Source organism: Streptomyces incarnatus (assembly GCF_001027185.1).
GTDB classification, from domain to species: Bacteria; Actinomycetota; Actinomycetes; order Streptomycetales; family Streptomycetaceae; genus Streptomyces; species Streptomyces puniciscabiei.
The window spans coordinates 1,871,773-1,896,764 of sequence record NZ_CP011497.1 but is presented as its reverse complement, the minus strand read 5'-3'; the positions used below and the strand labels follow the sequence as shown (position 1 = coordinate 1,896,764).

The 24,992-nt window shown below is 74.0% G+C and carries 27 protein-coding genes; 10 read left to right on the top strand and 17 right to left on the bottom strand.

The window, feature by feature from the left end; genetic code table 11:
• From ABB07_RS40640 to ABB07_RS08405, 4 genes are all read right to left on the bottom strand, one after another.
• Positions 1-332, bottom strand: a 332-nt coding sequence (locus tag ABB07_RS40640; protein WP_244189272.1) for a TIGR04222 domain-containing membrane protein, incomplete at its 3' end; no start/stop codon positions are given.
• A gap of 105 nt (positions 333-437) precedes the next feature.
• Positions 438-1,211 (bottom strand): DUF4142 domain-containing protein, encoded by a 774-nt coding sequence (locus ABB07_RS08415; protein WP_208898136.1) that lies wholly within the window; start codon positions 1,209-1,211, stop codon positions 438-440.
• A 381-nt stretch (positions 1,212-1,592) separates the two neighbouring features.
• Positions 1,593-3,038: an MbnB/TglH/ChrH family RiPP precursor modification enzyme gene (locus tag ABB07_RS08410; RefSeq protein WP_208898135.1), complete on the bottom strand. Its 1,446-nt coding sequence runs from the start codon at positions 3,036-3,038 to the stop codon at positions 1,593-1,595.
• 131 nt (positions 3,039-3,169) lie between these two features.
• Entirely contained in the window at positions 3,170-3,886 is a 717-nt protein-coding gene (locus tag ABB07_RS08405; protein ID WP_208898134.1) for an aminoacyl-tRNA hydrolase, read from the bottom strand.
• Between the two features lie 41 nt (positions 3,887-3,927).
• On the opposite strand from ABB07_RS08405, the gene ABB07_RS08400 reads away from it, so the two are divergent.
• Positions 3,928-4,806 (top strand): ABC transporter ATP-binding protein, encoded by an 879-nt coding sequence (locus tag ABB07_RS08400; protein WP_208898133.1) that lies wholly within the window; start codon positions 3,928-3,930, stop codon positions 4,804-4,806.
• A complete protein-coding gene (locus ABB07_RS08395) occupies positions 4,803-5,474 on the top strand; it encodes an ABC transporter (protein WP_208898132.1) in 672 nt (223 codons plus the stop codon). The genes ABB07_RS08400 and ABB07_RS08395 overlap by 4 nt, the downstream gene beginning before the upstream one ends.
• Here the strand turns inward: ABB07_RS08395 and ABB07_RS08390 are convergent.
• The 11 genes from ABB07_RS08390 to zapE all read right to left on the bottom strand — a co-directional run bounded on the left by ABB07_RS08390 (position 5,466) and on the right by zapE (position 15,197).
• The gene (locus tag ABB07_RS08390; RefSeq protein ID WP_208898131.1) at positions 5,466-5,648 is read right to left on the bottom strand and encodes a hypothetical protein; all 183 of its coding nucleotides are present in this window, start codon (positions 5,646-5,648) and stop codon (positions 5,466-5,468) included. The genes ABB07_RS08395 and ABB07_RS08390 overlap by 9 nt on opposite strands.
• Positions 5,649-5,666: 18 nt before the next feature.
• Complete coding sequence (locus ABB07_RS08385) at positions 5,667-6,524, bottom strand: polysaccharide deacetylase family protein (RefSeq protein WP_208898130.1); 858 nt, start codon at positions 6,522-6,524, stop codon at positions 5,667-5,669.
• Positions 6,525-6,606: 82 nt separating this feature from the next.
• Positions 6,607-8,130, bottom strand: a complete 1,524-nt coding sequence (locus ABB07_RS08380) for an FAD-dependent oxidoreductase (RefSeq protein ID WP_208898129.1) — start codon at positions 8,128-8,130, stop codon at positions 6,607-6,609.
• A 231-nt stretch (positions 8,131-8,361) separates the two neighbouring features.
• Positions 8,362-8,640: a hypothetical protein gene (locus ABB07_RS08375; RefSeq protein WP_208898128.1), complete on the bottom strand. Its 279-nt coding sequence runs from the start codon at positions 8,638-8,640 to the stop codon at positions 8,362-8,364.
• 115 nt (positions 8,641-8,755) lie between these two features.
• Positions 8,756-9,619, bottom strand: coding sequence for a PPK2 family polyphosphate kinase (locus tag ABB07_RS08370; protein WP_208898127.1), 864 nt, complete (start codon positions 9,617-9,619; stop codon positions 8,756-8,758).
• A 104-nt stretch (positions 9,620-9,723) separates the two neighbouring features.
• On the bottom strand, positions 9,724-10,299 hold the full coding sequence (locus ABB07_RS08365) for a YbhB/YbcL family Raf kinase inhibitor-like protein (protein WP_244189271.1): 576 nt from the start codon (positions 10,297-10,299) through the stop codon (positions 9,724-9,726).
• A gap of 10 nt (positions 10,300-10,309) precedes the next feature.
• Positions 10,310-11,314 (bottom strand): slipin family protein, encoded by a 1,005-nt coding sequence (locus tag ABB07_RS08360; RefSeq protein ID WP_244189270.1) that lies wholly within the window; start codon positions 11,312-11,314, stop codon positions 10,310-10,312.
• A gap of 113 nt (positions 11,315-11,427) precedes the next feature.
• Positions 11,428-12,909, bottom strand: coding sequence for a SulP family inorganic anion transporter (locus ABB07_RS08355; RefSeq protein WP_244189269.1), 1,482 nt, complete (start codon positions 12,907-12,909; stop codon positions 11,428-11,430).
• Positions 12,910-12,917: 8 nt separating this feature from the next.
• Positions 12,918-13,496: a carbonic anhydrase gene (locus tag ABB07_RS08350; RefSeq protein ID WP_208903336.1), complete on the bottom strand. Its 579-nt coding sequence runs from the start codon at positions 13,494-13,496 to the stop codon at positions 12,918-12,920.
• 79 nt (positions 13,497-13,575) lie between these two features.
• On the bottom strand, positions 13,576-13,929 hold the full coding sequence (locus ABB07_RS08345) for a hypothetical protein (protein ID WP_208898125.1): 354 nt from the start codon (positions 13,927-13,929) through the stop codon (positions 13,576-13,578).
• Positions 13,930-14,093: 164 nt separating this feature from the next.
• The gene (gene zapE, locus ABB07_RS08340; RefSeq protein ID WP_208898124.1) at positions 14,094-15,197 is read right to left on the bottom strand and encodes a cell division protein ZapE; all 1,104 of its coding nucleotides are present in this window, start codon (positions 15,195-15,197) and stop codon (positions 14,094-14,096) included.
• 37 nt (positions 15,198-15,234) lie between these two features.
• Between zapE and ABB07_RS08335 the strand changes: the two genes are divergently transcribed.
• The 5 genes from ABB07_RS08335 to ABB07_RS08315 all read left to right on the top strand — a co-directional run bounded on the left by ABB07_RS08335 (position 15,235) and on the right by ABB07_RS08315 (position 20,113).
• A complete protein-coding gene (locus ABB07_RS08335) occupies positions 15,235-16,131 on the top strand; it encodes a pyrimidine reductase family protein (protein WP_208898123.1) in 897 nt (298 codons plus the stop codon).
• A 130-nt stretch (positions 16,132-16,261) separates the two neighbouring features.
• Positions 16,262-16,735: an indole-3-glycerol phosphate synthase gene (locus tag ABB07_RS08330; protein WP_208898122.1), complete on the top strand. Its 474-nt coding sequence runs from the start codon at positions 16,262-16,264 to the stop codon at positions 16,733-16,735.
• 123 nt (positions 16,736-16,858) lie between these two features.
• The gene (gene murC, locus ABB07_RS08325) at positions 16,859-18,247 is read left to right on the top strand and encodes a UDP-N-acetylmuramate--L-alanine ligase (protein ID WP_208898121.1); all 1,389 of its coding nucleotides are present in this window, start codon (positions 16,859-16,861) and stop codon (positions 18,245-18,247) included.
• A gap of 14 nt (positions 18,248-18,261) precedes the next feature.
• Positions 18,262-18,669: a peptide-methionine (R)-S-oxide reductase MsrB gene (gene msrB / locus ABB07_RS08320; protein ID WP_208898120.1), complete on the top strand. Its 408-nt coding sequence runs from the start codon at positions 18,262-18,264 to the stop codon at positions 18,667-18,669.
• A 106-nt stretch (positions 18,670-18,775) separates the two neighbouring features.
• Complete coding sequence (locus ABB07_RS08315) at positions 18,776-20,113, top strand: PP2C family protein-serine/threonine phosphatase (protein WP_244189268.1); 1,338 nt, start codon at positions 18,776-18,778, stop codon at positions 20,111-20,113.
• Positions 20,114-20,191: 78 nt separating this feature from the next.
• Here the strand turns inward: ABB07_RS08315 and ABB07_RS08310 are convergent, their stop codons facing one another.
• Positions 20,192-21,616, bottom strand: coding sequence for a sensor histidine kinase (locus tag ABB07_RS08310; protein WP_208898118.1), 1,425 nt, complete (start codon positions 21,614-21,616; stop codon positions 20,192-20,194).
• Positions 21,613-22,305 (bottom strand): response regulator transcription factor, encoded by a 693-nt coding sequence (locus ABB07_RS08305; protein ID WP_279617383.1) that lies wholly within the window; start codon positions 22,303-22,305, stop codon positions 21,613-21,615. The genes ABB07_RS08310 and ABB07_RS08305 overlap by 4 nt, the downstream gene beginning before the upstream one ends.
• A gap of 149 nt (positions 22,306-22,454) precedes the next feature.
• Between ABB07_RS08305 and ABB07_RS08300 the strand changes: the two genes are divergently transcribed.
• Genes ABB07_RS08300 through ABB07_RS08290 form a run of 3 tightly spaced genes read left to right on the top strand, consistent with a single transcriptional unit; the run spans position 22,455 to position 24,964 of the window.
• Positions 22,455-23,792, top strand: a complete 1,338-nt coding sequence (locus ABB07_RS08300) for a ferredoxin reductase family protein (RefSeq protein ID WP_208898116.1) — start codon at positions 22,455-22,457, stop codon at positions 23,790-23,792.
• Between the two features lie 16 nt (positions 23,793-23,808).
• On the top strand, positions 23,809-24,240 hold the full coding sequence (locus tag ABB07_RS08295; RefSeq protein ID WP_208898115.1) for an FMN-binding protein: 432 nt from the start codon (positions 23,809-23,811) through the stop codon (positions 24,238-24,240).
• Between the two features lies 1 nt (position 24,241).
• Positions 24,242-24,964: an FAD:protein FMN transferase gene (locus tag ABB07_RS08290; protein WP_208898114.1), complete on the top strand. Its 723-nt coding sequence runs from the start codon at positions 24,242-24,244 to the stop codon at positions 24,962-24,964.
• Positions 24,965-24,992: the final 28 nt, after the last annotated feature.

Below are 24,992 nucleotides of genomic sequence, written 5' to 3'. Positions count from 1 at the left end.
CGCGGCGCGATGCGCGACTGCCCCTGGGGGCCTATGGCCCCTATGACGGACCGCTCCATCTCGTCGCGCCCCTCGGGGTCCACGACCGTGGCCCAGCCGGTGTGCGCGAGCAGCAGGCGCCGCTGGCGGGCCATGGAGACCATCGTCACATCGGCGACCCGGGCCGGGCCGCCGGAGAGGAAGGCGGCCTCGTACAGCGTCAGATCGTGCTCACGGTCCGCCGTCGCGGCATCCGCGTCCAGGGCTGCCGCGCGGACGGCCGCCAGGCACAGCCGGGTGCACGCCGTACCGGCGAAAGCCCAGGCCAGGAGCAGGAGGAGGACCCAGAACATGACGTGTTTCTATGCCAGAGTCCTGGGTGAACGCCATGCCCTGTTCATCATATGGACACAGTGTTAGGGGTCTGTGACGTTCCGTTTCCCGACCAGGTCAGGGTGTCAGGAGCCGCTCGTCGCCGGCGGCGGGCTGGTGGTGGCGGGCGGCAGGGAGTACGACTCGGCCGGCGAGGGGGTGACCGGCACGGCCGCGCCGGGGTCGACCGCGGGCGGGGTCGGTACGGGGGTGGGGGAGGCGGCCAGGTCTCGCGCGAGCGAGGCGAAGTCGACGTACCCCGTCGCCTCCAGCACCTTGATGTGGTCCAGGACGGTCGCGTTCGCGTCGTCGGCGAGGTCGCGTACCAGGGAGTTCTGGGTGCCGGCCCGGACCTCGGCGACCTGCGCGAACACCCGGCCGTGGGCCAGCCGGACGAGGCCCGCGAACTGCCGGTCGAAGTCCTGGCCCTGCGCGGTCTTCAGGGTGTCGAGCCACTGCTGCTGCTGTGCGTTCGGCTCGTTCGGCAAGGGTACGCCGAGCTGGGCGGCGACGGTGCGGACATGGGCGTCCAGCGAGGTGTGCCCGTCGACCAGGTGCTGGCCCGCCGTGCGTACGGCCGCCGTGGTGCCCTTCCGCTCCGCCAGCTCGCCGGCCGGCAGCTCCCAGAGCCCCGCCAGCCGCACCTTGGTGATGAGGTCCCGGTCCTGCGCGGACAGGGGGCCGTACGGGGTCGTCACGGTCTCGGCGCTCAGGACGGTCGCACCGGACGCCGGGTTCGGGCGGTCGGCGTACAGCCAGAGCGGGCAGAGCAGCGCCGCCGCGGTCGCCGCGAGGGCCGCGATGACGAGGCCCGTGCCGCTGAATATGCCTCGGCCCTTGATCGGGGGTCGGGGTCGCATGACGCCTCCTGTAGCGCACCGCACGCGAGTGTGCAGGGTGGTGGGGTGCGGGCGGCATATTACTCGGCCCAGTTCGGGATTTCGGGCGGCTACGGGTCGAAGCGGTCGGGCTACGGAGCGTGGGTGAGTGCGGGTGCGTCGTGGCTGCTCGCGCCCGCGCGGCGGAGCCGCACATCGATACAGCCGCGCGCCCCTACGGGGCGCTCATCGCCGTCGTAGCCTGCGGGCAGTCGTGCCGCTGGGGCGATGGGGGTTCCCCGCTCGAGCGAAGCCGAGAGTGGGGGAGGAACGGGCGCAGGCGGCACCCCGCCGGCGCGGGCAGGCGACACCTTCCCGTCCCGTCACAGCGCCGGGCACCCGGTCACAGCGCCGGGCACCCGGTCACGCCGCCCGCCGCACTCTCCGTGCCAGCCGAGCCATCCGCCCGCCGGACCTGGGCGCCGGCCCCGCCCGGTCCAGCCACCACTCCCGTAGCCGTCGGCGGGCGTCCGGGTCCTCGGGGCGACCGGATCGCAGCAGGTGCCCGGCGAAGTCCAGGGCGTCCCGGCGGTAGCCGCCCGCCATCGGCCGGACCCGCGCGTACTCCAGGAACGCCGCCCGGTACCCGTCGCCGAGGATGACCGGCAGCTCGGGCGCCACCCTCGCCACCACGTCCGCCCGCTTGGCGGCGAGCGCCCGTGCCTGCACGCCCATCCGCACCCGGTCGAACCCCTCGGGCACCGGCGTCCCGGCCACCAGCGAGGACAGTACGGCGGCCTGGGCGACGGCGAGCCGCTCCCGCGTCCGGACCGTGGGCCGCGCCAGGACGGCGACACCGCCACCGCCCGCTGATCCGACGCCCGCAGTTCCGCCGACATCCGCCGATCCGCCGACATCCGCCGATCCGCCGACATCCGCGGATCCGCCGCCGGCTGACCGGCCGCCGGCTGACCCGTCGGCGGTTGACCGGCCGCCGGCTGATCCGTCGGCGGCCACGGTCCCCGCAGCCCCGCCCGACCGCCCGCGCCCCGCCGTCACCGCCTCCCGGATCGCGGTCAACTCCCGCTCCAGCTCGGCCGGTTCGGGAAAGTTCTCGTCCCGTTCCAGGAGGACGCCGGGCGGCGCGGTGCGGGCGGCGAGGTCGGTCAGGATGTCGAGGACCGGGCGCGGCACGGGGTGGGCGTGGCTGTCGTGCCAGACGCCGTCCCGCTCGAAGCCGCCCGCGACATGGACGTAGGCGATCGCCGCCACGGGCAGCGCGGCCAGCGCCTCGGCCGGGTCCTCGCCCCGGTTGACGTGGTTGGTGTGCAGGTTGGCCACGTCGATCAGGAGCCGGACGCCGGTGCGCTCGACCAGCTCGGACAGGAACTCCCCCTCGGTCAGCTCCTCGCCCGGCCAGGAGAACAGCGCGGCGATGTTCTCGAGGGCCAGCGGCACGGGAAGGGCGTCCTGCGCGATGCGCACGTTCTCGCAGAGCACGTCCAGGGCGTCCCTCGTACGCGGCACCGGCAGCAGGTGACCGGCCTCCAGGTGCGGGGAGGCGGTGAGCGGGCCGCCCGCGCGGACGAACGCGATGTGCTCGGTGACCAGCGGGGACCCGAGGGCCTCGGCGCGCTCCGCCAGCGCCGCCAGCCGGGCCTCGTCGGGGCGGTCCGCGCCGCCGAGGCCGAGGGAGACGCCGTGCGGGATCACGGTCACGCCGCGCTCGCGCAGCCGCAGCAGCGACGCGGGAAGGTGGCCGGGGCAGACGTTCTCCGCCACGACCTCCACCCAGTCGATGCCCGGCATGCGCTCCACGGCGTCCGCGATCTCCGGCCGCCAGCCGATGCCCGTGCCCAGTCGTCGCATGGCCCCTCCCCTCGTGCGAATGACGGAGGTATCGCCCTCGCGCGCGGCCCCGAATCCCCTCTCTGCCGTGTTCAGAGCAATATTTGAGCTTCAGCGATGTGCCGGCACCGGGAGCTGCGGCCCCGCGATCCCTAGCGCAGCGCCGGGTGGTCGGCGACGACCGTGCAGCTGCCCGGCGCGATCTCCGTGAACCCGGCGTCGCGGACGACCGGCAGCCCGCCGCCGGTCAGCCGGGCCCAGTCGGCGGGGTCGGCCGTACGGACGGCCAGTGCGTAGCCCGCGTCCCGCCAGGCAGCGCGCTCCGCGTCGGACAGCGCCCACCAGGCCAGCTGGGCACCGTGCCCGGCCTGCGCCATCGCCTTACCGGCCGACATCTCCAGCTCCGGGTTCAGCCACAGCACGGGCTGTGCCGGGCCGGCGGCGACGGGCGGCTCCGGGTCGTCCAGCTCGGTGCCGGACACTTGGAGCTTGGCCAGGTCCTTGGGCCAGCCGTCGAGCGGGATCGGCGGGAACACCCGTACCTCCGCGGACTTGCCGGTCACCGTGATCCCCGGCAGCGCCTCGGCCCGCCGCCACTCGGCGCCCCTGGCCCGCCGGACGACCTTGCGGATCCGCGCGTCCTCCCAGCTCCGCACCGCCTCGGCCCACGCGCCGTCCCCGTGCGCCCGTTCGTCCCCCAGCAGCACCAGCACGGCCCGCGCGGCCGTCTCCAGCGCGTCGGTGCGGGCGGGCGGCGCGCTCTTCTCGATCCGCACGACGAGGGGCAGCACGAACTGGGGTGCCGCGTCGCGCGGGTTGCGCTCGGCCTGGAAGGGGCTGTCTCCGGGGGACGTCACACTCTGGCTCACACGAGCCAACCTTAAAGGGCGCGGGCAGCCACAATGCCTTCATGCGACGTGATCTACGGCTGGCGGGCGTGGGCCGCCGCTACGGCCTGCGCGGCCCCTGGGTGTTACGGGGCGTCGACCTCACCCTCGGCCCCGGAACCCTCACCCGCGTGGAAGGGGCGAACGGCACCGGGAAGTCCACCCTGCTCCGCCTCCTCGCCCGCCTGGACGCACCGACGGAGGGCCGGGTCACCGGCCGCCCCCGCACGGCGTACGTACCGGAGCGCTTCCCCTCGGCGCTTCCCTTCACGGCCCTCGGCTATCTGACCCACCTCGGCGCCGTCCACGGCCTCGGCCGCAAGGCCGCCGCACAGGCCGCGGGCACCTGGCTGGAGCGCTTCGGTGCGGCGGCGTACGCCGGTACGCCCATGGCCCGGCTGTCCAAGGGCAGCAGCCAGAAGGTGGCCGTGGCGCAGGCCCTGCTCGCAGAGCCGGAGCTGCTGGTGCTGGACGAGGCCTGGACCGGGCTGGACGCGGCGGCGCGGGAGGAGCTGGAGCGGGCGGTGGCCGAGCGGACCGCCGCGGGGGGCGCCGTGGTGTTCGTGGACCACGACCCGCGCCGGCTGGCCGGGGCACCGGACGCGACGTACACCGTGCTCGACGGCGGTCTCAAGTGCCGTACGGAAACCGGGAGTTCACCAGGCGGTCCGCTCACCCTCGTCACCGTGCGCGGCCCGGCCGGCGCACGACTGCCGCCCGACGTGGCCCGGACCGCCGCCTCCGCCGAGGAGACCGCTCCCGGCCGCCACCGCCTCGCCGTACCCGCCTCCCACTCCGACGTCGTCCTGCGCGCCCTGCTCACGGCCCGCCCGTCCTGGCACGTCGTGAGCGTCACCCCGCCCCCGGCCGATCCCGGACCGAACCCCGGAAGCCGCCCATGACCGCACTCCTGCGCTACCAGGCCGACCTGCTGGTGCGCTCCCAGCGCTGGCTGCCGCCGGTGATCCTGTACGCCGTGTTCCTCGGGATCGGGGTGCAGAGCGGCCAGCCGGTCCTCGACTCGCTCGGCTACACGGCCGCCGGTCTGCTCCCGGTGGCCGCCTGGCTGGTGCGGATCTGCGTCACCGGCGAGCCGGACGCGGCCCGCGCCTGTACCGCCGCCGCGCGCGGCCCCGCCCGGGCGCACCTGGCCTGTCTGCTGACGGCACTGCTCGCGTCGGTGACGCTCGGGGTGGCGGCGACCGTCGTGGTGACGCTGATCAGCGACCCGGCGAGCAACGGCCACCGGGTCCATGTGGCCCCGCTGGAGGCCGCCGCGGCCGGGCTGCCGGCCACGCTCACCTGCGCGCTGCTCGGCGCGGCCGTCGGCGCGCTCACCAACCGGCCGCTGCTGCGCTCCACCGGCCGCGCCGTGCCGGCGATGCTGCTGGGCGCGCTGCTGGCGGTGGCGGTCAGCGGCTCCCCGGCGCAGGCGGCGGTCAGCGGCCTGGTCACCGGTTCGCAGACCGGCCGCGCGCCACTGCCGCTGCTGCCGCTGGCCGGGGCGGCCCTGCTGACGGCCGCCGCCTTCGCCCTGGCCGGCCGGCTGACCTCCCGCCGCTCACCCTGAGCAGGCGCTGCGCTGCGCCTCCAGCCACTCGCACCGTGGGCAGAGCGTGATGCCCTTGTACGACTCCGGGTACTCCGTCGGCTCCCGGCACAGCACACACTCCGCGTACGGCGGACCGTCGGCCTTCGGCGGCTTCACCGACTCGACGACCGTGCAGTAGTCCTCCTCGCTCATGTGTCCAGCGTAGGCCGGTCACCGATGGCCGGACGCCTCGCCGATGAGCTCGGAGACCTTCACGAACCGGTAGCCGCGCCCCCGCAGCTGCGGTACGACCGCGCGGACGACCCGCTCGGTGGTCGGGGCGGCGCTGCGGGTGCAGTGCATGACGACCACCGAGCCGGGTTTGACCCCGTCCAGCACCTGCTTGGTGACGGCGGCGGCGTCGGTCGCGAACGCGTCGCCGCTCACCACGTCCCACTGCACCGCGGTCACCCCGAGCCCGCTCAGCGCGCGCAGCGCCCGCCGGTCGTAACAGCCGCCGGGGAAGCGGAAGTACGGCAGCGGGTGCGGCACGCCCGCCCTGCGCAGGGAGGCGTACGCCCGTTCCACGTCCGAGCGCATCCTGCCGGCGGCGACGGTCGGCAGGCCGTAGCAGTCGGCCGTGAACGCATAGTGGCTGTAGGAGTGGTTGGCGACCTCGAACTGCGGGTCGTGGCCGAGGCTGCGGGCCTCGGTCGGGTACTCGTCGGCCCAGCGGCCGGTCATGAAGATCGTCGCCGGCACCTTCAGCGCGCGCAGGGTGCCGATGAGGTCCGGGTTGTCGAAGTGCTCGCCGGCGGCGGCGCGGGGCCCCTGGTCGGCGGTCATGTCGGCGTCGAAGGTCAGCGCGACCGTCCGGCCCAGGGTGCGCGGGCCGTGCTCGAAGACCGGGGTCAGGCCGCCGGGACCGGGCGCCAGCACGGGCGGACGCGAGGCCGGCGGGGAGGCGGAGACGGGGGAGGGCTCGGCAGGGGCCGGACGGGCACTGCCCGCGGAGCCCGCGCCGCCACAGGCGGCGAGCGCCGCGCCCAGGACACAGACGGCGGTGATACGGCGTACTCGTGGGGTCACCGTATGAACGTAGGGCCGGCTGTCCGCTTGTATGGCGATATGCCCTCGTGGCGCGGTGCTGCGGTCACCCGCGTGGCGGCCCTCAGATCTCCCGCTGCTCCAGCGGTCGCACCGCCGGCCCCTGGAGCACTCTGCCGTCGACGTCGAAGCGTGAGCCGTGGCAGGGGCACTCCCAGGCGCGTTCGGCCCGGTTGAAGGCGACCAGGCAGCCCAGGTGGGTGCAGCGGGCCGAGACCGCGTGCAGGGCGCCCGCCTCGTCCCGGTGCACCGCGAGCCGGCCGCCGCCCGCCCGGACCACCGCGCCGTCGCCGGGCGCCAGGTCGTCCACCGAGGCGGGCGGTTTCAGCCGGTCGCCGACGAAGTGCCGGGCCACCTCCGCCTGCGTCTTCAGCAGCGACGGCGCCTCGCGCACCACCGACTTCAGCCGCCGCGGGTCGTACAGCTCGCGCCAGGCGCAGTCCCGCCCGGTGATCAGCGCGGTCAGCAGCAGCCCGGCCATGATCCCGCCGCTCAGTCCCCAGCCGCCGAAACCGGTGGCGACCCAGGTGTGCCGGGCGCCGGGGTGGAAGGGGCCGACCAGCGGCACGGTGTCGGTGGAGTCGTTGTCCTGGGTGGCCCAGGCGTGGTCCAGGGTGACACCCGGGAAGTGCTCCTCGGCCCAGCCGGCGAGGCCGTCGAAGCCGGCCGGTACGCCGCCGGTGCCCGGCGTGAAGTGCTCCCCGGTGACGATCAGCAGCCGCTGCCCGTCCGTGCCGTACGGCGCGGTGCGCACCGAGCGGGTGTTCTCCTCCGGGGTGATGTACATGCCCTCCGGGTCCGGGCCCGCGCCCAGCGGTCCCGCCACCACCAGCTCGCGGCGCGGCGACAGCCGGGCGAACAGCAGCGCCCGGTCGAACACCGGGTAGTGCGTGGCGATCACGACGTCCCGGGCGGTGACCGTACGGCCCGACTCGGTCGTCAGCCGGCAGGGCTCTCCGCCCTCCTGCAGCCCGACGACCCGTGTCCCCTCGTACAGCAGACCGCCGCGCGCGACGAGATCCTCGGTGATCGCCCGCAGGTACCTGACCGGGTGGAACTGCGCCTGCCCGGTCACCCGGACCGCACCCGCCACCGGGAACGGCAGCCCGGTCTCCGTGGTGAACGAGGCCGGCAGCCCGGCGTCCCGCGCCGCCTCCGCCTCCGCCCGCAGCTCGTCCGCGCGCGCGGTGTCGCGCACATACGTGTACGCGTCCCGGGTCTCCCACTCGCAGTCGATGCCCAGCTCGTCCACCAGCGCCGCCGCGTGCTCGATCGCCTCGGACTGCGAGCGCGCGTACAGCCGGGCCCCCTCGGGGCCGCGGGTGCGCCGCAGCCGGTCGTAGACCAGGGTGTGCTGGGCGGTCAGCTTGGCCGTGGTGTGGCCGGTGACCCCGGCCGCCGCCCGTCCGGCCTCCAGCACCGCCACCCGCAGCCCGGCCCGGGCCAGTTCGTGCGCGGTGCTCAGCCCGGCGATGCCCGCGCCGACGACGGCCACCTCCACGTCCAGGTCCTCGCTCAGCGCGGGACGGGACGGCCCCGGTGCGGTCCGGAGCCAGTAGGAGTCGGTGATGTGCCGCTGCTCGTGCATGGCCGCCGGGTACCCGCCCGGGCGCGCCGCTCACCGGGTCCGCGCGGCGCCGTGCGGCGGCGTGCCGCACGGGCGCGGCGACCTCACGCGCGCTGACGGTCTCGCCGTCCTGCGTGCCCGCACGCGCGTGAGGTCGCCACACCTTCCATGCCGGCGGTGGGTGGGGCGGCCGGCCCACCGGAAGACCGGCCTGCCGCCGCTGTCCGCCGGCATGGGGTCCGAACCGGCCTGTTACCTGCCGCCGGCGCTGTTGTTGCAGCCCATGGTCGAGCCGATGTGGGTGCCCTGGGCGCCCGGGTCGCCCTCGCCGTTGAGCGCGTTGCCCAGCAGGCCGTTGAGGATGCCGACCTCGCCCAGGACGTCGAGGTTCAGGTCGTGGTCCTTGCAGTTGGTGCTCTGCAAGACCTTGCCCTCGTCGTCGTGCCCGCCGGCATAGGCGGTGCCGGCGGGCAGGAGGCTCACGCTGCCGAGCGCCGCGAGCAGGACGGCGGCCTTGCGAAGTCTGCGCATGTCATCTCCATGAGTGTGAGTGCGAGTGTGGATGCGGTGCGTAATGGATCGACCGCTTACAGTCACGGAGATTAGTGTGAAAATATCCCGTACCGGGCAGCGACGCGCCGGTTTCTCAGGCGCCCTTCAGCAGCCGCTCCCGGCACCGAGCCACCTCGAAGTCGCCTTTCGGGTACTGCGGGTCCAGCTCCCGCAGGTGCTCCAGCAGCAGGCGGCTGATCGCCCAGTTGCGGTACCACTTGCGGTCCGCCGGGATCAGGTACCAGGGCGCGTACGGCGCCGCGCAGCGCTCCAGGGCCAGCTGGTACGCCTCCTGGTAGGCGGGCCACAGCGCGCGCTCGTCGATGTCGCCGGGATCGAACTTCCAGTGCTTGTCCGGGCGGTCCAGGCGGCGCAGCAGCCGGCGTCTCTGCTCGTCGCGGGAGATGTGCAGGAAGCACTTGACCAGGGTCACGCCGTCCTCGGCGAGAGACCGCTCGAAGTCGTTGACGAGGCCGTAGCGGCTGCCGATCTCGGCGGGCCGGGCGAGGTGCCGGACGCGGGCGATGAGGACGTCCTCGTAGTGCGAGCGGTCGAAGATGCCGATCTCGCCCGGCCGGGGCAGGGCCGGACGCACCCGCCACAGGAAGTCGTGCCGCCGCTCCTCCTCCGTGGGCGCCTTGAACGCCCGGATCCGGCAGCCCGCCGGGTTGAGCTGGCCGATGACGTGCTTGACCGTGCCGCCCTTGCCGCTGGTGTCCATGCCCTGCAGCACCACCAGTACGCGCCGACGGTCCCCCGCCGTGCTCGCCGCCCACAGGCGCTCCTGCAGCCGCGCCAGCCGTTTCCCGGTGCGCACGGTGTCCTCCTTGGTCGCCCGCTTCCCGCCGGGGGCACCGGGGGTGGCCCGGGTGTCATGGGCGGCCAGGTCGACGGGGCGGCCGGGCGGCAGGCGCAGCGCCTCCCGCAGGTCCTCACGGGTTTCCTTCGCCACGGCCATCCCCTTCCTCTGTCGCCGACAGGGCGTGCACGCGCCCGAGGGGCGCGGGGAACCGCGCGACAGGCCACGACGGATCCGCAGACGCATGACGGCCTTTCGCGGCACTATCCACGGCCGTACCGGCCCGTCACCGTGCCCACGGCAAGCGTGTGCCCGGAAAACGCCCGCAGCAGATCGGCCGGAGTGGCCCCGGCGCCCAGCGACACCCGCCGGTCGACGGCGTACACCGTGAGGACATAGCGATGCGGCCGGTCCCCACGTGGCGGACAGGGCCCGCCGTACCCCGTCCTCCCGAAGTCGTTGCGGCCCTCGGTCGCGCCCCGCGGATGCTCACCCGCCGCCAGCCGTGTGGTGTGCGCGGCGATGTCCCACACCAGCCAGTGGGTGAACGTGCCGTGCGCGGCGTCCAAGTCCCGCAGCAGCAGGGCCAGCGAGGCCGTGTGCGCGGGTACGGCGCCGAGAGCGAGCGGAGGCGAGACGTCGGCGCCGTCGCAGGTGTTCCGACGGGGGATGGCGCCGCCGTCGGGGAAGGCCGTACTGCTGACGGTCAGCCGGTGGACGGCGGTCGGGGACAGGGCCGTCGGGGAGGGGGCCGTAGGGGCGGCGGCCGGCCCGCCGCCGCCCCCGCAGCCCGCGGTCACGGCCGTCGCGGCCACGGCGATCATCCAGCTCCTGCGCATGCCCGGCACGCTATCCGGACCGGAGCCCTCCGTCGTCGTGCGGCGCGGTCTGCCGGTCGCCGCTCTCCGGGCGGAGCTCTCCGTCGTCGTGCGGCGCGGTCTGCCGGTCGCCGCTCTCCGGGCGGAGCTCTCCGTTGTCGTGCGGCGCGGTCTGCCGGTCGCCGCTCTCCGGGCGGAGCCCTCCGTCGTCGTGCGGCGCGGTCCGGCGCTCGCCGCTCTCCGGGCGGAGCTCCCCGTCGCCGTCCGGCGCGGCCTGCCGGTTGCCCCGCTCCAGGAAGTGCAGCAGTTCCACCGGGATGGGCAGGACCAGCGTGGAGTTCTTCTCGGCGGACACCGCCATCACCGTCTGCAGCAGCCGCAGTTGCAGGGCGGCGGGGGTGTCGGCCATCTGCTGGGCCGCCTCGGCCAGCTTCTTGGAGGCCTGGTACTCGGCGTCCGCGTTGATGATCCGGGCCCGGCGTTCCCGGTCCGCCTCGGCCTGGCGGGCCATGGACCGCTTCATCGTGTCCGGCAGCGAGACGTCCTTGATCTCGACCCGGTCGACCTGGACGCCCCAGCCGACGGCGGGGCTGTCGATCATCAGCTCCAGGCCCTGGTTGAGCTTCTCGCGGTTGGAGAGGAGATCGTCCAGGTCGCTCTTGCCGATGATCGACCGGAGCGAGGTCTGGGCCATCTGCGAGACCGCGAACTTGTAGTCCTCGACCCGCACCAGCGCGCTCTCCGCGTCGACCACCCGGAAGTAGACGACCGCGTCCACGCGGACGGTGACGTTGTCGCGGGTGATGCCCTCCTGGGCGGGGACCGGCAGCGTCACGATCTGCATGTTGACCTTCTGCAGCCGGTCCACGAAGGGGATGATCAGCGTCAGGCCCGGCGGCCGTACGTCACCCGCGACGCGACCGAGGCGGAACAGCACGCCCCGTTCGTACTGCTTGACCACGCGGGCCGCCATCGCCAGGTACACCAGTCCGGTGCAGCCCGCCGCGGCGATCGCTCCCAGCAGTTCCTGGACCATGATGACCTCCTCACCGAGAGGCCCGTTTTTGTCCGCTGCTGCAACGATATGCCACTTCCCGGCCGACCGAGCCGGGAGGGGGCTGTCTCCCGACCCGGTCGGCCCGCGCCGCCTCAGCCCGCCCGCACGGGCACCGTCAGCCGAACCGGCTCCGTCCCCACCGCGTGCCGCTCGGCCCAGTTCTCCAGGGCCGTACGGCAGGCGTGGTCCAGGTGGTGCAGGCCGGACAGGTCCAGGCGGACCGGGCGGTCCTGGGGCAGCGACTCCAGGCTGTCCAGGATCTTCGGCAGCCGCAGGAAGGTCGCGTTGCCCGAGAGGTGGGCGTCCACCGGGCCCGCGCCCTTGTCGATGACCTCCAGCTTGACGTGCGAGGCCTGCCAGGCGGTCTTGACCACCGCCAGCGCCAGCCCGATCAGCACGCCCTCGAACATGCTGACCGCCACGATCGACACCGCGGTCACGGCCAGGATCAGCGCCTCGCCCCGGTGCTCGCGCCACAGCACGGCCAGCGCCCGGACCGGGACCAGCTTGGCACCGGAGTGGACGAGGATGCCGGCGAGCGCCGGGACCGGGATGTGGGCGAGCACACCCGGCAGCAGCGCGGCGAACAGCAGCAGCCACCCGCCGTGCAGCACGCGGGAGGCCTTGGTACGGGCACCCGCCTGGACGTTGGCCGCACTGCGCACGATCACCGCGGTCATCGGCAGCGCGCCGAGCAGCCCGCACACCGTGTTGCCGGCGCCCTGCGCGAGCAGCTCCTTGTCGTACTCGGTGCGCGGTCCGGAGTGCAGCCGGTCCACGGCGGCCGCGCTGAACAGCGACTCGGCCGAGGCGATCAGGGTGAAGGCCACGACCGTGCCGAGCAGCCCGACGCCCGCCAACTCGCCGAACGCGCTCAGCGGCGGCGGCTGGACCGAGCCCAGCAGACCCCGCACCGCCACCGTGGCCACCGGCAGGTCCAGCGCGAACGCGGCCACCGTGGCGAGGCCCACCGCGGCCAGCGGGCCGGGCAGCGTGCGGACCTTCGCCGGAACGTGCCTCCACAGCAGCAGCACCGCGATCGTGCCCGCGCACACCGCGAGCGAGGCCACCGCCCTGCCGTCGCCGAGGGCGTCCAGGAACGCCCCGGGCAGCCCGGCGATCTTGCCCAGGCCGGAGTCGGGGGCCTTGGCGGCCAGCGCCGGGTACAACTGCCCGGCGATGAGCACCAGTCCGATTCCGGCCAGCATGCCCTCGACGACCGAGACCGAGATGGCGCGGAAATAGCGGCCCAGTTTCAGCAGGCCCATCGTTATTTGGAGGAGTCCGGTGGCGAGCACGATCACGCCGAGCGCCGGCAGCCCGAACTCCTTGACCGCCTCGAAGACGAGCACGGTCAGTCCGGCCGCCGGACCCGACACCTGCAGACTGCTCCCGCGCATCAGCCCGGTCACGAGCCCGCCCACGATGCCGGTGACCAGGCCGAGTTCGGCCGGGACCCCGGAGGCGACGGCCACGCCCACGCACAGCGGCAGCGCGACCAGGAAGACGACGAGGGAAGCGGCGAAGTCGTGCCGCAGATACGGGAACCGGGATATGAGGTTCTTGCTGGTCACCGGCGCGCTCACAGGGACTCGAAAGTGTCGGTCCGCGGGCGGTGCGCCCGTACGGCGCCGGTGTGCACCTCGTAGTACCAGGCGTGCAGGGCGAGTTGACCCGCCGCCAGCCTGCGTCCGACGCACGGGTACGAGCGCAGCCGCAGCAACTGGGTCAGCACATGGGCCTGCACGCCCTCGGCGACCTCCGGGTCCTCGGCCTGGCCGGCCGGGCGCGGCGTGGCGTGCGCGAGCCAGTCGCGCACGGCGGGTACGGCGGTCAGGTCGTCGCCGCGCACCAGCGCGCCGACGGCACCGCAGTGCGAGTGACCGCAGACCACGATGTCGCGGACGCCGAGCACCTCCACGGCGTACTCGATGGTGGCGGCCTCGCTGGTGGGGTGCTGCGAGGTGTGCGGCGGGACGATGTTGCCCGCGGTGCGCAGCTCGAAGAGCTCGCCGGGGCGGGCGCCCGTGATCAGGGCCGGGACGACCCGGGAATCGGAGCAGGTGATGAACAGCACCTGCGGGGACTGGCCTTCGGCGAGCTTGGCGAACTCCTCAGGGCGCTGTCCGAAGGTACGGGCGTTGTCGATGAGGGGCTGCATAGGTGTGGGTTCCTCCTGGCGCGCCTGCACGGGCGCGTCGGACTTGAACGACATGTGTGGGGGAAGAGTTGAGCGCCTGTCAGCAGCGGAAGACCTGAAGGGCTGCCGGGGTGGGGGCTCTGGAGACTCCGGTGGCCGGGACGCGCGCGGTGCCGGGTGTGGGTGCGGGGCCGGCGCCGGCTGCCCGGCCGGGTATGGGCGGGTGCTGCGGCGCGCGGCGGGAGGCGTCACGCGCGAGACGGCGCCCGCCGAACACGTCCGCCTGATCGCCCGCCGGCTGTTCGGAGGGTGTGGTTCCGGTCTCGGCCTTGGCCGTTGCTTCACTGAGCGTGTGCGCAGGTGTGAAGGTTTCGGTGGGCGCGGAGAAGAGCAGGGCGAGCAGGACGACGGCGAGGGAGGCGAGTGCGGCCCGGGCCGTCGTACCTCGGAACATGCGCCCTCCCTCCGGAGTTCACGCCTCTCGCGCGCACCAAGCATTGGTCAATGGATGGTCAAGAAACAGATTAACCCTGCAAAGTCCTTTGCAGGGTTAACTGGGCGTTACGAGCGCAAGAGAGCGTGAAAAGTGCCGTTCGCGTGGCTGGATCCGGCCCCTGGCTACGAGCCGACGAGCCCCTTCGCGTCGCGGGCGAGCGCGGTGAGCCGGGATATCGCGCGGAAGTACTTCTTGCGGTAGCCGCCGTTCAGCATCTCCTCGCTGAACAGCCGGTCGAACGGCAGCCCGGAGGCCAGCACCGGGACCTCGCGGTCGTAGAGGCGGTCCGCGAGCACCACGAGCCGCAGCGCCGTCGACTGGTCCGGCACCGGCGCCACATCGGTGAGGCACACCGCCTTCACCCCGTCGGTCAGCGCGCCGTAGCGGCTCGGGTGCACCTTGGCCAGGTGCGCCAGCAGATGCGGGAAGTCGTCCAGCGAGGCGCCCTCGGTGGCGTAGGCCGCCTTCGTCACCTCTTCGTCGGTGAAGGGCCGCGGCGCCTCGGGCAGGCCGCGGTGGCGGTAGTCCTCGCCGTCGATGCGCAGGGTGCGGAAGTGGGCCGACAGGCCCTGGATCTCGCGCAGGAAGTCGGCGGCGGCGAACCGGCCCTCGCCCAGCTTGCCCGGCAGCGTGTTGGAGGTGGCGGCGAGCGCCACGCCCGCCTCGACCAGCTTGCCGAGCAGCGTTGACACGAGGACCGTGTCGCCCGGGTCGTCCAGCTCGAACTCGTCGATGCACAGCAGGCGGTGCCCGGAGAGGGTCCGCACGGTCTGCTGGAAGCCGAGGGCGCCGACCAGGTTCGTCAGCTCAACGAAGGTGCCGAACGCCTTCAGCGCGGGCTCGGCCGGGGTGGCGTGCCACAGGGAGGCGAGCAGATGGGTCTTGCCGACGCCGTAGCCGCCGTCCAGGTAGACCCCGCGCGGGCCGGCCGGGGCCTTGGGCGCCCTGGCCCTGCCGAGGCCGAGGAAGCCGCGCCGGCCGGCGCCGGTGGCGTGCGCCCCGCCGAGCCCGCCCGCGAAGCCCTCGAGCACCCGCACGGCCTCGGTCTGGCTGGGCTGGTTCGGGTCCGGTATGTACGTCGAGAAGCGGACCGAGTCGAAGCGCGGGGGCGGCACCATCTCGGCGACCAGCCGGTCCGCGGGGACGTGCGGCTCGCGGGCGCACAGGGAGAGGGGGCCCGCTTCGGTCAGAGGGCTGGATCCGGGGGCGGTGGTGGAGGACGACACGGTTATCCATGCTAAGCGCCGTGTCACACTGCACGACATGCGACGCCTGTTCCCTGTGACCGACGAGACAGCAGCCCAGGCCTCCGGCGGGGTGGCCGAGAGGGAGGGGGCCAGGGGGGTTGCCGGGACTCTGGTGGCCCATGCGCCCGGTGGTACCGGCGGCCATGCCGACCACGACGTCCACGTCGACCATGGCGCCCACGTCGACCGTGAGTGGAGCCTCGCCGAGCTGTCCGCCGCCTACGCCTACCCGGAGCCGCCCGGCGCCCCGCGGCCGTGGCTGCGGGCCAACATGGTGTCCACGCTCGACGGCGCCGCCCAGCACGAAGGGCGCTCCCAGCCCATCTCCAGCGCCGCCGACATGCGGATCTTCGGCACGCTGCGGGCGCTCGCGGACGTGATCGTGGTGGGCGCGGAGACGGTGCGCCAGGAGGGGTACCGCCCCGCACGCGCGCGTGCGGAGTTCGCCGGGGCGCGGGAGGCCGCCGGACAGGGCCCGGCGCCGGCGATCGCGGTCGTCAGCGCGAGCCTGGACCTGGACTTCTCGCTCCCGCTGTTCACCTCGCCGCTGGTGCCCACGCTGGTGCTCACCGGATCCGCGGCCGCCCCCGACCGGGTCGCCGCGGCCGAGAAGGCCGGCGCCAGGGTGGTGATCGCCGGTGAGGGCGGCGGGGTCGACCCCGCACGGGCGGTGCGTGCCCTGGCCGGTCTCGGCCACACCCGGCTGCTCACCGAGGGCGGCCCCCGGCTGCTCGGCCAGCTGGTCGCCGCCGAGGTGCTGGACGAGCTGTGCCTGACCCTGTCGCCGATGCTCACCGCGGGCGGCGCGCAGCGCATCGCCGGGGGACCGCCCGTCGCCGTGCCGCACCGGTTCGAGCTCGTGTCCCTCCTGGAGGACGCCGGATTCCTGTTCGGTCGCTACCGGCGGTCCTGAAATCAGCGGAATGTGCCGTTCCGTTTCGCTCCCGCAGGGCAGACTTGGGTACCGGCAGAACTCGTGCGATCACGGGCAGGATGGTTTCCGCAGGGGCCTTGTCCGGCCCACGGAGGAGAAGAGGCGTTCGGTGTTCACCAGCGTTCTGATGATCGAGAAGGCTCTGACGTCCGCCGACGTGGAGTTCGTCACCACCTTGCACGGAGACGAGCCGGTCGCGTTCCACGTGCTCCTCCAGCCGCGCGGCGACCAGGCGGACCGCCTGCTGCGGGCCATCGACGACATCGCGCTCGGCGAACTCGACGAGGCGGTCCGCGAACACGAGACGCCCGAGGGGGAGGACGCCCGGAGCGTCGGACAGCAGGCCCTGGACGTGTCGGTGCAGGCGCTGCGGGCCTCCGGGAGCCGGGCGGCGGGGCAGCTGGTGGAGGACCATCCCCTGGACGCGCTGAAGTCCCTGGTCGCCGAGGTGGACGCGGACGAGGTGATCGTGCTCACCGACCCCCACTACGTGGAGGAGTTCTTCCACCGGGACTGGGCCTCCCGGGCCCGGCACAAGGTGGGCGTGCCGGTGCTGAAGCTCTTCTCGCACAGCAAGGCATAGGGCTGCGCCCGCCCGCCCCTCGCACGGGGCCCGGCGCCCGCCCGCCCCTCGCACGGGGCCCGGCGCCCGAGCGCATAGGCTAGGGCCCGCTCAGCGTCGTACCGGAAACTTGGGGAGAACCACATGGCACCCGGCCTTCCTGCCGCCATGGACCGACCGCACTTCATCGGCATCGGCGGCGCCGGGATGTCGGGAATCGCCAAGATCCTCGCGCAGCGCGGGGCCGAGGTGGCCGGCAGTGACGCCAAGGAGTCGGCCACCGCCGAGGCGCTGCGGGCACTCGGTGCCACCGTGCGCATCGGGCACGCCGCCGAGCACCTCGCCGACGACGCGAGCTGTGTCGTCGTGTCCTCGGCGATCCGCCAGGACAACCCCGAGCTGGCCCGCGCCGCCGAGCTGGGCATCCCGGTGGTGCACCGCTCCGACGCGCTCGCCGCGCTGATGGACGGGCTGCGCCCGATCGCCGTGGCCGGTACCCACGGCAAAACGACGACCACCTCGATGCTGGCCGTCTCCCTCACCGAGCTGGGCCTGAAGCCGTCGTACGCCATCGGCGGCGACCTGGACGCGCCCGGCTCCAACGCGCTGCACGGCGAGGGCGACATCTTCGTCGCCGAGGCGGACGAATCGGACCGCAGCTTCCACAAGTACGCGCCCGAGGTCGCCATCGTCCTCAACGTCGAACTCGACCACCACGCCAACTACGCCTCGATGGACGAGATCTACGAGTCCTTCGAGACCTTCGCCGGGAAGATCGTCCCCGGCGGCACGCTGGTGATCTCCGCCGACCACGAGGGCGCCCGGGAGCTGACCCGGCGGCTGGCGGGGTCGGTGCGGACGGTGACGTACGGCGAGGCCGAGGACGCCGGCGTGCGCGTGCTGTCGATCGTCCCGCAGGGGCTGAAGAGCCGGGTCACCGTGGTCCTGGACGGACAGGAGCTGACCTTCACCGTCTCCGTGCCCGGCCGCCACTACGCCCTCAACGCCGTCGCCGCGCTCACCGCCGGGGCCGCCCTCGGCATCCCGGCCGACGCACTCGCGCCCGCGCTCGCCGCCTACACCGGGGTCAAGCGGCGCCTGCAGCTCAAGGGCGAGGCCGCCGGGGTGCAGGTCATCGACTCCTACGCCCACCACCCCACCGAGATGACCGCCGACCTGGAGGCCATGCGCGCCGCCGCCGGCGACTCCCGCATCCTCGTCGTCTTCCAGCCGCACCTGTTCTCCCGCACCCAGGAGCTCGGCAAGGAGATGGGGCAGTCGCTGGCGCTCGCCGACGCCTCGGTCGTCCTCGACATCTACCCGGCCCGCGAGGACCCGATCCCGGGCGTGACCAGCGAGCTGATCATCGAGGCCGCACGCGCGGCCGGCGCCGACGTCACCTCCGTCCACGACAAGGCCGAGATCCCTGCCGTGATCGCGGGAATGGCGAAGCCCGGCGATCTCGTTCTCACCATGGGCGCGGGCGACGTGACCGACCTGGGCCCGCTCATCCTGGACCGCCTGTCGCAGTAAAGGGGCTGAGGCTCATGTCGTACGACGTCGAGAAGCCGGACGAGCAGTGGCGCGCGGAGCTGACGCCGGCCGAGTACGCCGTGCTGCGGCAGGCCGCCACCGAGCCCGCCTTCACCGGTGAGTACACCGACACCAGGACCGAGGGCGTCTACTCCTGCCGCGCCTGCGGCGCGGAACTGTTCACCTCGGACACCAAGTTCGCGTCGCACTGCGGCTGGCCGTCCTTCTACGACCCGAAGGACACCGACGCCGTCGAACTGGTCGAGGACCGCTCCCACGGCATGGTCCGCACCGAGGTGCGCTGTGCCCGCTGCGGCTCCCACCTCGGGCACGTCTTCGAGGGGGAGGGGTACCCGACCCCGACCGACCAGCGGTACTGCATCAACTCCATCTCCCTGCGGCTGGCACCCGCCGAGGACTGAGCCCGTCCCGAACGACCGACAGGGGCCCGGGGCCGCCGGGGGCGCCGGCAGAGACGAGGCCGGTGCCCCGCTCACCCCGGTTTGAGATTCTGTGAGGGTGTTGGGTGTGGCGCGCTGGATCCAGTCCCGTCGCGGGCCCGTGCCCGCCGACAGCGGCCGCCACCGTGAGGACCGAGGCGGCACCGAGGCGACGGCGGCGTCCGCGGGGGCCGGGGACGCCGCTGCCGTCGCGGGCTCCGCGGAGTCGGCCGGCGGCGTGCCGGGCGCCGACGCCCTGGCGGCCGGCGGCGCGGGGCTGAGCGTGCTGCGGGAGGCGCTGGCCGGCATAGGGACGACCCTCGACGAGGGCACGACCTGCGCGGAGCTGACCCGGCTCGCCGTGCGGCTGGCCGGTGGCACGGCCGCCGTGATCCGCCGCACCGGCCGGACCATATCCGGATACGAGGCGATCACCGGGGACGCCGACGCGCTGCCCGACGCCCGGTGGGCCACCGCGGTGGCCCGCGAGACCGGGACACCGGCGCTCGGCGCAGAGCCGGAGCCCTGGCTGGAGTACCCGGGCGCCACCCGGACCCGGATCGCGCTGTGCGCCCCGCTGACCAGCGGCGAGGAGGCGTACGGCGTCCTGGTGTGGGCCCGCTCCGGGCAGCCCCTGCGCCGCGCGGAGGCCGAGCTGCTCAGCCTCCTGGCCGAGCGCGCCGCCTCCCACATCCGGCACGCCCGCGCCCACGCGAGCGTCAACCGCACCGCCGGCGACCTGCAGCGCGCCCTGCTCTCGGAGCCGGGCCGCCCGCACCCCAACCTCGACATCGCCGTCCGCTACCTGCCGGCCGGCGGCGGAGTGCTGGTCGGCGGCGACTGGTGCGAGACCGTACGGCTGCACTTCGGGCGGACCCTGCTGGTCGTCGGCGACGTCATGGGGCACGGCCTGGAGGCCGCCGTCGACATGAGCGTCTACCGCTCCTCCCTGCGCTACATCGCCGCCGCCGACCTGCCCCCGCACCGGGTGCTGCGGCAGATGGACGACATCGCCTCGCGGGAGGCCGACCTCAGGCCCGCCACCTGCCTGCTCGCCCGCGTCGACCCGGGACGCCACCAGGTCACGCTGGCCAGCGCCGGGCATCTGCCGCCCGTGCGCATCGCCTCCGGCGGCGAGGCCGCGATGGTGCCGGTGCCGGTCGGTCCGCCGCTGGGCACCGGGCTCGGCGGCTACGAGTCGGCCACGTATCCGCTGGCCGCGGGGGAGACGCTGGTGCTGTTCACGGACGGGCTGGTGGAGCGGCGGGGCGAGGACATCGACCGGTCTCTGGAGCGGCTGGCCGCGGTTCGGTTTCCCGGCGGGGAGGGGCTGGACGACGTGCTGGACATCATCCTGCGGCGGCTGGACGCGGAGCATGCGGAGGACGACGTCGCCGCGCTCGCCTGCCGGCCGCTCAGCCGATAGGGGTCTCGCCGTAGGGGGTGCGGGTGGTCTGCCGGGTGCTCGTCCGTGGTGGTCGCTCGCGCGGTTCCCCGCGCCCCTTCAGGTTGGCAGCCTGACCGTAAAGACCGTCATACCGCACTCCCGCGCCAGCCGCAGGCTGCCCCCGTGGGCCTCCGTCAGTGCTCTCGCCACCGACAACCCGAGCCCGCTGCCGCCCCGGTCTCTGCTGCGGGCCTTGTCCACCCGGTAGAAGCGGTCGAAGACCCGGTCCCGGTCCGCGTCCGGGATGCCGGGGCCCGTGTCGGTGACCCGGACGGTCGCGCCGGCGGGGCCGGCGGAGAGGGTCAGGGAGACCTTGGTGCCGGGAGGGGTGTGCACGGCCGCGTTGGTGAGCAGGTTGTCCAGCACCTGGCGGATGCGGACCGGGTCCAGGCGCAGCCGCAGCGGGCCAGGGCCTGTGTCCACGGTCAGGGGGTGGCCGGGGTGGCCCGCGCGGAAGGCGTCCGCGGCCTCGCGCACCAGCTGGGTCAGGTCGGTGTCGGCGCGGCGCGGCGGAGCCTCCACCTCGGCCGCGTCCAGCCGGGCGAGCAGCAGGAGGTCGTCCAGGAGGACGCCCATCCGGGCCGCCTCGGCGCGCAGCCGGGCCAGGTGGCGGTCGCGTTCGGCGGGTTCGTTGGCGGCCGCGTACTGGAACAGGTCGGCGTAGCCGCGCACCGACATCAGCGGGGTGCGCAGTTCGTGGGAGGCGTCCGCGACGAACCGGCGCAGCCGCTGCTCGGCCTCCGCGCGCACCGCGAGCGAGTCGTCGATGTGCTCCAGCATCGTGTTGAACGCCGTACGCAGTTCCTCGACTTCCGGGCCACCGCCGGGGGCGTCGGCGCGCAGCGGCAGCCGGGCCGCCGGGTCGGTCAGGTCGTGCGAGGTGATCCCGTGCGCGGTGTGCGCCATGTCGCTGAGCGGTTTCAGGCCCCGGCGCAGCAGGGTGCGGCCGATGACCACGAGCGCGAGCAGGGCCAGCGCGAACGCCACCACCTGGACCGTGATCAGCTGCCGTACCGTCGCCTCGACCTCCGCCATGGGGGCCGCGCTCACCAGGACCACCCCGGGCTCCACCTCGCAGGCCCGCAGCCGGTACGTGCCCTCCCCGGCGAGGCGCACGGTGCGGAAGAGGTCCGTCGAGGCGTGGGCGCGGGTCTCGGCGAGCGCGGTGAGCGGGGCGGTGTCGGCGGGCACGTCGGCGGGGGTGCGCAGGCGCGCCGGACCGCCGGAGACGTCGTAGACGGCCGTGTACCAGCCGTAGTACGGCCGGCGCTCGACCGTGCCGTGCGCGGAGGCGTCCTTGGTCTGCCCGATCTGCACCAGCCGCAGCTGCTCGCCGAGCTGGCGTTCCAGATAGCCGCGCATGTACGTGGTCAGCGCCGTGCCGACCACCGCGAACACCAGCAGGGACAGCACGCCGAGACCCAGCGCCAGACGGGTGCCCAGGCGCAGTCTGCCGTACGTCCGGCGCAGCCGGCGGATCACCGGGCCGGCCGCCGGACCGCGTACCCGAAGCCGCGCACGGTGTGGATCAGCGGCTCCTCGCCCGGGCCGTCCAGCTTGCGGCGCAGCCGGCTGATCACCAGCTCCACCACGTTCGAGCGGCCGCCGAAGCCGTACTCCCACACGTGGTCCAGGAGCTGCGCCTTGGTGAGCACCGACGGCGACCTGCGCAGGAGGTGGCGCAGCACCTCGAACTCGGTGGGGGTGAGGGCCAGCAGCCGCTCCGCGCGGCGGACCTCGCGGGTGTCCTCGTCCAGGGTCAGGTCGGCGACCCGCAGCACGGAGCGTCCGAAGTCCGGTCCCGCGGTGCGCCGCAGCACCGTGCGCAGCCGGGCCATCAGCTCCTCCACCGCGAACGGCTTGACCAGATAGTCGTCCCCGCCCCGGGTCAGGCCCGCGACCCGGTCGGCGACCCCGTCACGCGCGGTGAGGAACACGACCGGCACCATCGTCCCCGACCTGCGCAGCCGGTCCAGCACGCCGAAGCCGTCCACGTCGGGCAGCATCAGGTCCAGGACGACGATGTCCGGCCCGAACTCGGCGGCCCGGGCCAGCGCTTCCTCCCCGGAGTACGCGGTGACCGCCTCCCAGCCCTCGTAGCGGGCGACCGTGGCCACCAGGTCGGCGATCGGCGGGTCGTCGTCCACGACCAGCAGGCGTACTTTCTGCACCCGCCCATCCTGCGCCACCCGTCCGGCCCCGTCCGAGCTGCCGGCCCCCACGGGCCGCATCGATACTCAAGTGAAAGTCGTCCGACAGGAAAACGACAGCGTTGCCGGGCGAAGCTCGTCATCCAGGACCCGATCAAGGAGCCGCGTCCGTGACGACCCTCCAGACCCGTCCCGCACCCACCGCGACCATCCGGCCCCGCGCCGTGGCCCGTACCGGCCTGTACCTGCTGCTGGCCGTCAACGCGGCCGTGGTGGCCCGGTTCTTCGTCCAGGCCGGATTCGCCTCCAACGCGCTGATCGTGCTGGGCCGCCTGGCCGGCCTGTACGGCGCCCTCCTGATGGCCTTCCAGCTGCTGCTGGTGGCCCGGCTGCCCTGGCTGGACCGCCGGATCGGCATGGACCGGCTGACCTCGTGGCACCGCTGGACGGGCTTCGCTCTCCTGTGGACCCTGCTCACCCACGCGGTGTTCATCACCTTCGGCTACGCCCAGGCGTCGTCGATGGATCCGGTGAGCCAGCTGGTGAACCTCGCCGAGACCGTCGAGGGCGTGCTGCGCGCCGTCGTCGCGCTCGCGCTGATCGTGGTGGTCGGCGCCGTCTCGGCCCGCTGGGCCCGCCGCCGACTCGCCTACGAGACCTGGCACTTCATCCACCTGTACACCTACGCCGCCGTGGTCCTCGCCTTCACCCACCAGGTCGCGGCCGGTACGACCTTCACCTCCTCGCCCGCCGCACGGACGTACTGGTACACGCTGTGGGGCCTCGCCCTCGGCTCGGTCGCCCTGGGCCGGCTGGTGCTGCCGCTGTGGCGGAACCTGCGGCATCGGCTCCGGGTGTCGGCGGTCGTCCCCGAGTCCGACGACGTCGTCTCCGTCTACGTCACCGGCCGCGACCTGGACCGGCTGCCCGCGCGGGCCGGACAGTTCTTCCTCTGGCGGTTCCTCACCCGGGACCGCTGGTGGCAGGCCAACCCCTTCTCCCTGTCCGCCGCCCCCGACGGCCGCACCCTGCGTCTCACCGCGAAGGCGTCCGGCGACGGCAGCGCCGCACTGCGGCACCTCAAGCCCGGCACCCGCGTCTTCGCCGAGGGCCCCTACGGCGCCTTCACCACACTCCACCGCACCCGCCCGGAGTCCGTGCTCATCGCCGGCGGCGTCGGCGTCACGCCCATCCGGGCGCTGATGGAGGAACTGCAGGGCCACGCCGTGGTCATCTACCGGGTGACCACCGACCGCGACGCCGTCCTCTACGACGAGCTGTGCGACCTCGCCCTCACCAAGGGCGCCGAACTCCACCTGGTGACCGGACCGGTCCTCCCCGACAAGCTCGCCCCGCGCGAACTGGCGCGGCTCGTGCCCGACATCGGGGAGCGGGACGTCTTCCTGTGCGGGCCGCCCGGGATGATGACCGCCGTGCTGCGCAGCCTGGCCGACCTGGGCGTGCCCAGACGGCAGATCCACTTCGAGCGCTTCAGCCTCGCCGGCTGAGAGAGGGCGACCGACCGTGAAGCGAGCCATTCCCGTCTTCGTGCTGACCGTCGCCGGCCTGATACCGGTGTGGCGTTACCACCCCTCGGCCGGGACCGTCGACACCGCCCCGCCGGCGCCGACCCCGACCGCCGTGCCGTCCGCCGCGGCCTCCTCGCCCGCCGCGTCCTCCTCCGCCGCGTCCACCTCGAAGGTCGTCCACGGCACCGCGGTGAGCACCTCGAAGGGTGTCTTCCAGGTCGAGGTGACCTTCCGGGGCGACCGGATCACCGCCGTACGGATGCTCCAGGCCCCCCACCATCCGCAGACCCGGTGGGCGGTGCCCGAGCTGGTAGCGGAGACCCTCAAGGCGCAGAGCGCCCACATCGACTCGGTGTCCGGGGCCACGATCACGAGCCAGGGATACAGGGAGTCCCTCCAGGCCGCCATCGACGCCAAGGGGGCGTGAGGTGCGGCGTGTCGAGCACGTCATGGGGTTCCCCGTCTCGCTGCGGATCGACGACGAGGGCGACTTCGGCGCGGCGGCGGACGAGGTCTTCGCCTGGCTGCGTCAAGTGGACACCCGCTTCAGCCCGTTCAAGCACGGCAGCGAGGTGTCCCGCTACGGGCGCGGGGAACTGGCGGACGGCGAGCCGAGCGCGGACCTGAGGGAGGTCCTCGGCCTGTGCGAGCGGTACCGGGCCGCGACCGGCGGTGCCTTCGACGTGCGGCTGCCCGGCCGGGCCTTCGATCCCTGCGCGGTGGTCAAGGGCTGGTCGGTGCAGCGGGCGGCCGGGCTGCTGGCGGCGGCCGGGGCACGGCGGTTCTGCCTCAACGCCGGCGGTGACGTGGTGGTCTCCGGCGGGCCGTGGCGGGTCGGGGTACGGCACCCCGAACAGGCCGACCGGGTCTGTACCGTGCTGGCGGTCACCGACGCGGCCGTGGCCACCTCCGGGCGGTACGAGCGCGGCGACCACATCCTCGACGGCCGCACGGGACGCCCCGCGACCGGGCTGCTCAGCCTCACCGTGGTGGCCCCCACCCTGACCGAGGCGGACGCGACCGCCACCGCCGCCTTCGCGCTGGGCGCCGACGGGCCGGCCTGGGCCGCCGCCCGCCCCCGCTGCGAGGTGTTCGCGGTCGATGCCGGGCGGAGCGTGCTGCGCACCCCGGGCCTGCCGGTGGCGGCCTGACGGCGGTGACGGGGCCACGCGGGCGACA

What these genes read in the sequence shown, in the direction of transcription:
- murC (WP_208898121.1), top strand. Translation starts at nt 16,859, where the DNA reads ATGGCACCCGGCCTTCCTGCCGCCATGGACCGACCGCACTTCATCGGC.
- ABB07_RS08370 (WP_208898127.1), bottom strand. Translation starts at nt 9,619, where the DNA reads ATGGCCGTGGCGAAGGAAACCCGTGAGGACCTGCGGGAGGCGCTGCGC.
- ABB07_RS08415 (WP_208898136.1), bottom strand. Translation starts at nt 1,211, where the DNA reads ATGCGACCCCGACCCCCGATCAAGGGCCGAGGCATATTCAGCGGCACG.
- ABB07_RS08410 (WP_208898135.1), bottom strand. Translation starts at nt 3,038, where the DNA reads ATGCGACGACTGGGCACGGGCATCGGCTGGCGGCCGGAGATCGCGGAC.
- ABB07_RS08365 (WP_244189271.1), bottom strand. Translation starts at nt 10,299, where the DNA reads ATGCGCAGGAGCTGGATGATCGCCGTGGCCGCGACGGCCGTGACCGCG.
- ABB07_RS08345 (WP_208898125.1), bottom strand. Translation starts at nt 13,929, where the DNA reads ATGTTCCGAGGTACGACGGCCCGGGCCGCACTCGCCTCCCTCGCCGTC.
- ABB07_RS08390 (WP_208898131.1), bottom strand. Translation starts at nt 5,648, where the DNA reads ATGAGCGAGGAGGACTACTGCACGGTCGTCGAGTCGGTGAAGCCGCCG.
- msrB (WP_208898120.1), top strand. Translation starts at nt 18,262, where the DNA reads ATGTCGTACGACGTCGAGAAGCCGGACGAGCAGTGGCGCGCGGAGCTG.
- ABB07_RS08380 (WP_208898129.1), bottom strand. Translation starts at nt 8,130, where the DNA reads ATGCACGAGCAGCGGCACATCACCGACTCCTACTGGCTCCGGACCGCA.
- ABB07_RS08335 (WP_208898123.1), top strand. Translation starts at nt 15,235, where the DNA reads ATGCGACGCCTGTTCCCTGTGACCGACGAGACAGCAGCCCAGGCCTCC.
- ABB07_RS08360 (WP_244189270.1), bottom strand. Translation starts at nt 11,314, where the DNA reads ATGGTCCAGGAACTGCTGGGAGCGATCGCCGCGGCGGGCTGCACCGGA.
- ABB07_RS08400 (WP_208898133.1), top strand. Translation starts at nt 3,928, where the DNA reads ATGCGACGTGATCTACGGCTGGCGGGCGTGGGCCGCCGCTACGGCCTG.
- ABB07_RS08350 (WP_208903336.1), bottom strand. Translation starts at nt 13,496, where the DNA reads ATGCAGCCCCTCATCGACAACGCCCGTACCTTCGGACAGCGCCCTGAG.
- ABB07_RS08395 (WP_208898132.1), top strand. Translation starts at nt 4,803, where the DNA reads ATGACCGCACTCCTGCGCTACCAGGCCGACCTGCTGGTGCGCTCCCAG.
- ABB07_RS08375 (WP_208898128.1), bottom strand. Translation starts at nt 8,640, where the DNA reads ATGCGCAGACTTCGCAAGGCCGCCGTCCTGCTCGCGGCGCTCGGCAGC.